This is a genomic window from Pseudomonas sp. Ga0074129 (genome assembly GCA_001465025.1).
GTDB lineage: Bacteria > Pseudomonadota > Gammaproteobacteria > Pseudomonadales > Pseudomonadaceae > Aquipseudomonas.
This window is the reverse complement of record LNDO01000017.1, coordinates 22711-30706: the sequence shown is the minus strand read 5'-3', so window position 1 is coordinate 30706 and position 7996 is coordinate 22711. Positions and strand designations below refer to the sequence as shown.

General features: G+C 55.2%; 9 protein-coding genes and 1 pseudogene. 1 reads left to right on the top strand and 9 read right to left on the bottom strand.

Features of this window, described 5'->3' with window-relative positions:
• The 8 genes and pseudogenes from AUK77_RS00990 to AUK77_RS00955 all read right to left on the bottom strand — a co-directional run.
• Positions 1–681: pseudogene (locus AUK77_RS00990) on the bottom strand (hypothetical protein); the annotation flags it as partial.
• Positions 678–3128 (bottom strand): hypothetical protein, encoded by a 2451-nt coding sequence (locus tag AUK77_RS00985; RefSeq protein WP_296125315.1) that lies wholly within the window; start codon positions 3126–3128, stop codon positions 678–680. The gene AUK77_RS00985 and the pseudogene AUK77_RS00990, both read right to left, overlap by 4 nt.
• Entirely contained in the window at positions 3125–3775 is a 651-nt protein-coding gene (locus AUK77_RS00980) for a hypothetical protein (protein ID WP_296125313.1), read from the bottom strand. The genes AUK77_RS00985 and AUK77_RS00980 overlap by 4 nt, the downstream gene beginning before the upstream one ends.
• Before the next feature lie 75 nt (positions 3776–3850).
• Positions 3851–4678, bottom strand: a complete 828-nt coding sequence (locus AUK77_RS00975) for an inositol monophosphatase family protein (protein WP_296125312.1) — start codon at positions 4676–4678, stop codon at positions 3851–3853.
• A complete protein-coding gene (locus AUK77_RS00970) occupies positions 4671–4979 on the bottom strand; it encodes a hypothetical protein (protein WP_296125310.1) in 309 nt (102 codons plus the stop codon). Before AUK77_RS00970 ends, AUK77_RS00975 begins: the two co-directional genes overlap by 8 nt.
• 191 nt (positions 4980–5170) lie before the next feature.
• Positions 5171–5461, bottom strand: a complete 291-nt coding sequence (locus tag AUK77_RS00965; protein WP_296125308.1) for a hypothetical protein — start codon at positions 5459–5461, stop codon at positions 5171–5173.
• A gap of 33 nt (positions 5462–5494) precedes the next feature.
• Positions 5495–5914, bottom strand: a complete 420-nt coding sequence (locus tag AUK77_RS00960; RefSeq protein ID WP_296125307.1) for a hypothetical protein — start codon at positions 5912–5914, stop codon at positions 5495–5497.
• A gap of 226 nt (positions 5915–6140) precedes the next feature.
• A complete protein-coding gene (locus tag AUK77_RS00955; RefSeq protein WP_296125305.1) occupies positions 6141–6413 on the bottom strand; it encodes a hypothetical protein in 273 nt (90 codons plus the stop codon).
• A 179-nt stretch (positions 6414–6592) separates the two neighbouring features.
• On the opposite strand from AUK77_RS00955, the gene AUK77_RS00950 reads away from it, so the two are divergent.
• On the top strand, positions 6593–7159 hold the full coding sequence (locus AUK77_RS00950; RefSeq protein ID WP_296125304.1) for a hypothetical protein: 567 nt from the start codon (positions 6593–6595) through the stop codon (positions 7157–7159).
• Positions 7160–7432: 273 nt separating this feature from the next.
• On the opposite strand, the gene AUK77_RS00945 is transcribed toward AUK77_RS00950, so the two are convergent.
• Positions 7433–7996 carry an AAA family ATPase gene (locus AUK77_RS00945; protein WP_296125303.1) on the bottom strand — a complete coding sequence of 188 codons (564 nt, stop codon included), beginning with the start codon at positions 7994–7996 and terminating at the stop codon, positions 7433–7435.

The following is a 7996-nucleotide window of genomic DNA, read 5'->3' as shown; positions in this document are numbered from 1 at the left end:
ACGGCTGAGTTTTCCTGCGCTTTTTTGAACATCACCCGCACAGCGAATCAACAGCGCCAGCGTTGCCGGATCAGGAAACCACTGCCGAAATTCCGCTGTTGTATTGCCGCGGATCGAGAGCGGGAGGCGTATCTCGGGAACGCCCGCAATCCAGTCGATATTCTCTGGTGTCGTGCTGAGCAGGGCATTCAGTTGGGCTACATCGAGCAGTCCGCCGTTGTAGGCAGCGCTCATCAGCAGCAGACCAATACGCTCTTCTGTGCTGAGCTCGTCGATATCCAGCTTCAGTCCCTGCTGTAGCGCATTGACCATCTGGCGACTACTTTTGATTCGCTCAGCGGTGTAGATGTCAGGGTTGATCGGATTGGCTGCACGCCTGACAGCAATGGCAATTCGAGCCAGAGGAAAACCCGGGATTTGATCCCGGACTCGCTGAGTGATGCCACGCAGGACATTGCGCAGCGTGTGATCCGTACCCAGGCATGCCTCCAACTCGCGAACGTTCGCCGTTGAAATCTCGGGCATATCGCATTCACCCAGCAGCCATTTTCCGAATGGCGTGTTGGCGGTCTCCGCCTTTGATTTAAGTAGTGCCCTTTGCTCGGACATCCACTCTGGCTCACGGGGGCGAGCCGACCAGATCAGCTCACACTGTTGATCGTTTAAACGCGATGGTTTCATTCGTTCACCCACTGGCTGCTCAGGCCCGACCAGCCCAGTTCCCGCAGTAGCGGGGTAATCCACTCCTCAAGGACGTTGGCGTACGCAGCTGGGCAGAAAGATGAATAGACATCCTGAGGCTCCTCCCCCCTCAGCCAATGCCCCATATATGCAGCGAGCGACTCAGGCGGACAGCCCTGCTCCGCGAGCGTCGTACGGATAAATTTTCGATAGCCGTTGGTTCGGTGAGTTGTGTAGCCAGGCACCAGCGCCGTTTCATCATAAATTTTGCTGGGGGTAATCTCAGCACGGCGTAGTCCGCTCGGGCTGGGCCACAGAAAAAACCCACGCGACCAACGATTACCCGCCTCATCCAGTGGCAGGTAACCAATCAATTGCCGGCTGATGGCTGAGCAGTGCTCGAGGTAATTGGTTATTTGCCGCCTCAGCATGGCAGGCATATAAACGAGCCGACTCATGTGGCGATCGTCGGAATCCTTGTCTGACAGTGCTCCCATGCCCACCACAGGATCAAACTCGTCGAGCAGCATCAGAGGGTTGCGAATCGCCCTGCAACCCGTGACCAACATGAACATCTGCAGGGTAAACAGCGTGTAACAATTGTGCCAGGCGAGCATGTCACTCAGGCGGCCATCGACTTTTTTGCGCAGCACTGCGGCCATGGCTCTGACATTGTCTGCAATCGTTTGGGGCAGCAGGCAGTGCGTGGCTCCAAGCCCACCCTGCCGCGGGTGTTCAGAACTGAAATCAGCCGGCTCATATGCCAAACCCGCACAGGCATAAACCTGGGTCAGCATACGCACGAGTGAGGTCGTGTAAATTTTGCGGAGGTGGTTGGCATCGAGCTGCAGGTAGTAACGCGGTGTCTGCGCCGAGGGGATTTCAAAGCCTGACAGCATGGATGCCACTGCTACATCCTGCGTATCGGTGACAATTTGATGGAACACGTAACTGCGCAGTTTGGTCCGCGTGTAGCGCCCATCGCCATCACCTAGTTCCAGCAGAAGAGCCCTGATTTCGTTGTCCAGCTGCTCAGTTTCAAAGGTGAATACCTGATTGGAGCAGCGCGGGAATGCGCCCAGCAGGTGCTTTATTAACTGGGCGCTCCCCGCGAGGTCTGGCAATAGAATTCGCAGCAACGGATCACGCACACCCGACGAGGCCTGCCAGCGGCCGTCGCCAGCCAGGTCTGGGCGCCTGACGACCATGCTGAACTGCGGAAAATCTCCGAGGATCAATGCAAGTCCATCCGCCTCCTCGGTCTCGTCATCCGCGACGGATAACTGGACGACCTGGGTTATCGACTGGCCCAGCCACAGAGTAATGTGCAGCGCAACGATCGCCTCCATTCGGAGTTTGATCCGGGCATCCCTCTTAAAGGATTTTCCTTCCAGACATGCGTGAAATAGGTCGCTGGCGCCGAATAGCAAATTTCTCAGTTCCATCAGCGTGAACTGGTTATAGGCAAATAGCAGAAACTGCCTGATGCGGACTATATGAGCCTCGACGTTTTGTTGGCCCAGGATATCTGCGACATACGGCCGCTCACAGCCGTCGTCATCCAGCGCCAAAATCTCGGTCGAGGGACTGATTTCACCGGGGGCTAGCTCACCCTCTGCAGTGTCGCCCTGCTTCACCAAAATGTTGTAGTAGCCCGGTAGCTGGTCAGGATCGTCGGGATCGCCCAGGACAAATCCGCGAGGATCTTCCGTTATGTAATGGACCAGATCGGACTGATCTACAGGCGTGCGTTTGCCCCGATGACCGCCACCGCCACCACCACGCCGTGGCAACTTACCGTTGCAGTAGCTTACAAAACGGGCGATGTCAGCAAACCACTGTGCATTTTCTGATTTCGATTTTTTTGGCTCGAACTCTCTGCAGCTGGCCAAAAAATCTTCCGCACTAGCCCAGATTCTTAGCTCAGGGGGGACTGAGAAAGTCGTTAGTTCGCATAGCTCCTCTAGCGCTTGATAAACGTCGTAGCGTTGGACAGCCAAACGATCAGTGTCATTGTGCTGACTTGCAACTAGTACCTGCGCGAACAACCGCTCGTAATCCTGAGTATTTTCAGAATCTCTGGGGATATGAAGAAGGGATGCATATGGGAACCCGAACTTTTTGACGCCCTTATAACGGATCGGATTTTTTGCCTTCCTAGTAGCTGTGAGCAAAAAATGTTCACCTAGGATTTTGCAGATGTCGGCCTGTCGGGCTAAAGAAATCAGCCACTCGCAAGTCTCCCTCAACAGGACAACGTCGAAGTTCTCGAAACCGATCGGCACACCATTTCCGCATGCGCGCAGAACACGTACGAACCGATTAACTGCGTATGGCAAACAAATTATTTCGGGATGAACCCCTAACTGATTCAGGATTTTACTGACTGCCTGAGGGGACTGCCCCTGCTGCTTGGCGAGATCCAGCAGCGCCGTTCGCTTACTCATTTTGTACCCTCCGCGCCTTTTAGCGGTTTGACGCCAACCAGGCGAGCAAGATGGGCGTGACTGCGATAGCTGTGAGGCCAATGCTCTGCAGCGGTCCCGATGTGGGCGTATAAATCGCGTACCTGCTGCGGCGTAATCTGAGCCAATCCGGGCGCAACGAGACGCTCGATCAGCACCAGCTGATGCAGCGTGTTCTTACTAATTTTTGTTGGAAGAAAATGGCACAGCACCGGGGTTTTCGGCGCTGCGTGAGCCACGAGTAGGCGGTAGAGGCTGGTTTGCCCAACGCAGTAACGCTCAGGCTGACCACTGATCAGCAGTGGGTAGGCCGCATTGACCAGGCCGAGCACTGCGTCTGGGATGAGAGCCGGGTCAGGAAGGTTGGTTGGGGCCAGATCTAGCTCTCGTTCAATCCGAGCGAAACCTGGGTGAATTCCTGCTATTTCAGAGAGTGTAATTTCCAGCATTTTGACTCCGTTGTTGGTGGGTTTAACTAACAACGGGCCGTAGGTGTCCAAAATCGGGAAAAAATAGATAAAAACAGAAAATTTATTTTCTGCAGGAATGCGCGATGCTGAGTGCGTCTGGCTGTAAATCGAGTCGCTCCGCGGCTGCAGGGCATGGCGGGATGAAAATCGGTAGTTCATAAAAATGGCTCTCGCAGTGACAGGGCACTGGAGTCTCAGCGACGTAAATGCGTGCCAGCAGATGCCAAACAAAAATTATTTTGCGGAATCAGACATCAGTACTGATTGCCATGGTCGGCCCATTAGCTCAGCGCAGGCAGCAGGCGCTCCGCCAAAACAAAACTGCGGCGACCGCATAAAATGAGCGGGGGATTTATAGCGCAGCGGTTGTCCGCGCTCATCCCAAATGTCCCCATGTACTGCGCGCAACAGGGCGTGAGCGGCAACAACATCATGCGTTGAAACGTTGTACAACGAGACAGCCGCAACGCCATCGCCTGCAGCAACACGCGCCAGGCGGTAGGCGATACTGGGCATGGGATAGAACGATGCCGGTTGGCACAGCTCGGCATTTAAATGAGGTTTGGATGCGGCTGCGGTACTCACAAAAATCAGCGTGCCGGTAGTCAGGCTCGATGAACTCAGATCCCGTTCAACTGGCTGAAAATTTCGTAATAGTGTCGGCAGCCCCTGCGCCCAGGCAATACAGTCACGGCCGCGATCCGTAACTGGCGCATAAACCACCCCCAGTACGGGCAATCCGTTATGTAGCAACCCAATCGCAACCGCAGAACCCGGTGTGCCCTGGAGAAAATCGGCTGTCCCGTCGTTTGGATCGACTACCCAACAAAACGCGTCCCCGCTGAGGCTGATACCTGTTTCCTCGCCTGCAAAGTCGCACTCAAGCAACTGCATCAACCCAGGCCTTAGCATCCCCTCGATCTCAATATCGACCTGGGCCTTGTCACCTCCTCCACGCGGACCCTCTGGCCTAGCCAGCTCAGCCTCAATAAGCCGGCCCGCATGCATGGCAAGCCCAATAACCCGTTCCAAAATACGCGGCAAATCAGCCAAATCAGGCATCTGCTGCCCCCCAGAGATTGCCGGTGCTGACAAGCCCAAAGTCCTGGTCAGGATGGGGCTCGTTTGCATCAAACATCACATTGACCATGCGCTGCCGCCGCAAACCAGAGAGGGCACCGAAAAAACAGGCTTCACACAGATGGACGCGATAATACTCGCCATCGTGTTGGCTACCGTATCCCCACTGCGCCTCCAGAGTGCCGTATTGCAGACCGTAGCCGGGAATGCGGGTGCTGGTGTTACACACGTCGCAGACCACATCGGTTACGGCGTCTACTGACGTCTGAGTTTTGATTTCCATGTTCATCTCCCGTTAAGTGCTGCAATCAATGTAACGGCGGCGTTGAGTCATTCAAGCCAATCGGTTCTCATGAAAACCACCTGCGTTTGGCCAATAGCAAAAGGCCCCAAAGTGGCCCTGTGCGGAGGGCTGCTTAGGGGCCTCAACAAAGGCACGCCGGACTGGTCACCGACGTGCCACTGTGTCCTAGGTCAGACAAACGCGCGGAACAGGCAAAACAACTCACGGGCATGAATGCCCATCACGCCGCCCGTAAATGCAACTGCCGAAACACCAACCAGCTGAGCAAGGTCATCGTGATTGAATCGTTTAAGCCATCGCATCAACAGCCAACACGGGATAAGTGCCAGGCCTGCCCACCAAACGCCCGGCAAGGGCAAGGCAAGTATTCCCACTAGCGAAAACAGCATCACATGGGCGCATGCGTAGGCAGAGAAACCGACGAGGAGCGGGTGTTCGCTGGCATTGTTTGTATAAGACATGACGATCTCCGTTAGTGGGGTGAATCCAAAGATTCACTCATCCCATTGCGTGCCAGTAGGTAGTGGCAGCCAGAAAAAATAAGGTGAGGCGACAGCCAAATAGATGTGGCTATCGCCCTGCGCGCGGTACCAGTACAAAGCAGGGAGCAGGTTCTCGGCCATGTCGGCGCAGATTGAGACCATGTCCGGTGCAATGGAGCAGATCTCCAGCCGTGCGCCGTCCCCCTGATAATTAAGGCGGCAATAGATAACCCGTCCTGGCCTGAGTCGTGCTGCCGCCTCCAGGACTACGACCATGGTTTCCAGGTCAAACTGGCCAGAAAAACCGGGTTTAAGATTTGTCGCCAAACGCGGCAGGAACTTATTTCGCGGCCGAACTCTGGGCTTGTGAAACTCAGCCACAAAGCTCTCGCACTGCAGGTAGCGCAGATCCACATCTTCATCGTTGTTCATCGACGACACTCCTCGGCATTAAGTGCGTGGTGGACACTGCGTTCCAGGCAGTGGGCATACCAATAGAGCCGCAGCAAAACCCAGGGAGACGCGCAAGCCCCTGCCTCACGCAGGTACTCACTCATCTGCCCATGCAGCTCGGCACCCTGCGGTATTAGATGCAGCCCCAACCGGGCCTGGCCCAATCGCCGAACAGTGCGTGCCAACAGATACCGCCGCCAGCGACTCATGCACTCACCTCCCAATTCGCCAGGATCTGTGTTCGCTCGTGGTCGCTGCTACCAACCAGTGCATTGACGCGTTGGGCGATAAGTTCTGCGTGCAGGTACGAATCCAGTTCTGGGTGTTCAATTTTAACGGGGCCGGTCTGGTCCCAGCCGATGCCGACCAATGCCGGGCCGACGACGACATGCACAGCGCAACACTTCAGTTCACTGAGTTGCGCGTCGATTTCGAAAATCAGTTCTGGGCGGATGTAGGGCGATACGAGTGGCGTCATGACGCAGGATCTCCAATGAGTGGACCGTCAGTTTTCGCCATGTGATTGCGTGCCAGCAGATGGGAAATGCGATTAAGCGGAAAAATTAGTTCAGAGAATACGGACTGCTTGTCCGCAATCGTTCACGGCCATGACGTTGTTATGAATAGGTACCTCAATCCTGTAATTGCGGAGACGTCATGGCTGAAAAATGGAAGGAATACGTTGGACAAATAAGCGACCGCGAAGTGGCGCGGCGGTTCGGCGTCAGTGCGAGTACCGTTCGGCGTTACCGAGCGCAGCAACGCATAGCGCCTCACAACCCGCAAAATACAGAGATTCCCGAGGGCCTGATGGACAAGCTGCCAACCACTACCAGCTACCAGCTGATGAAGGAATTTGGTATCGCTGTCAGTCGCGTTAAGGGGTTGCGGGCCGAGCATGGAATACCAGAGCCAGGGATGATCAGACCCCGGTTTGTGCCGTTAGAGGATGGTATCTGGACTGACGAAGCCGTGGCGCTACTGGGCACGATGCCTGATCCGGAGCTGGCTGATCGGCTGGGCGTCAGCCGAACGCCCGTGAAGAAAAAACGCGCAGAACTGGGCATTACTGCGTATCAAGCTCCGTTCCCAGAGATCACGCCTGAAATTGCAGCCGAGTTTGGCAAGGTTTCCGACAGTGCAATCGCCAAGCGATTGGGCGTATCGACAAATTTTATCCGACAAGCACGGTTGAGGTGGATGCGTGCTCAATGGTCTGATTGAGTTGATTTTGTATCAGCTTTTCAACCTTGAAAATTCGGACTCGTCTCTATCCGATTTTGGCTGGCGTCTATGCTGCGCAAAACGCCACTTTTCATTCCCAGTAAGGGTTTTATAGGCTTTTATAGTCAAATTATAGAGGATTATAGAATCCGTTCTGGAGGCTTGGCCTGCGCCGTCAGTTGCCATCTCGACGGGCTCGCAGATTACCGGAAGAGTCGCGTAGCATGGCCGGCGCGAACGGGTGATCAGCGATCCGGCCACGAGCATGTTGGTTTAGCCGAGCGGGAGCCGTCTGATCCTCCGCTCCAATTCGATTGCCAAGGCTTCCGCAGTCAAGTGAGTGGTATTCACTGCAATGTCTGCATGCGCCATTAGCTCATCAAGTACGCACTCACGAAAGCCGGGATCAAGCGTTTCCATGTCCTCTGCGGTAGCGCCACGAGCAAGGAGACGTTGTTGGCGGTCAGGCTCGTCAAGCAGAAGTAATATCGTTATGTCCGGTTTGACCAGGCTTTGGCCCAAAAGCTCCAGCTCGGCGGATACACCGCGAGCTTTTGCATAGGCCAGTGTCGAGGCCCAGTAGCGATCCATAAACACCCACTCGCCACGTTCAACCAGGCTGCGTGCATGCCTGCCTTCGCTGGAAACGCTGGCTGCATAGAACAGCGCCTTGGCAAGTTCATCGTGGGCAAAAGCCTCTAGAATGACTGGGCGGCTACTACGCAATGCGGGGCCAGGGGTACTCATTGCGTGGCCCGAAAAACGCGCGGCCAGACTGTTCAGAATCGTAGATTTCCCCACGCCGTCGAGGCCCTCAATAGCAACAAATCCAGCCAT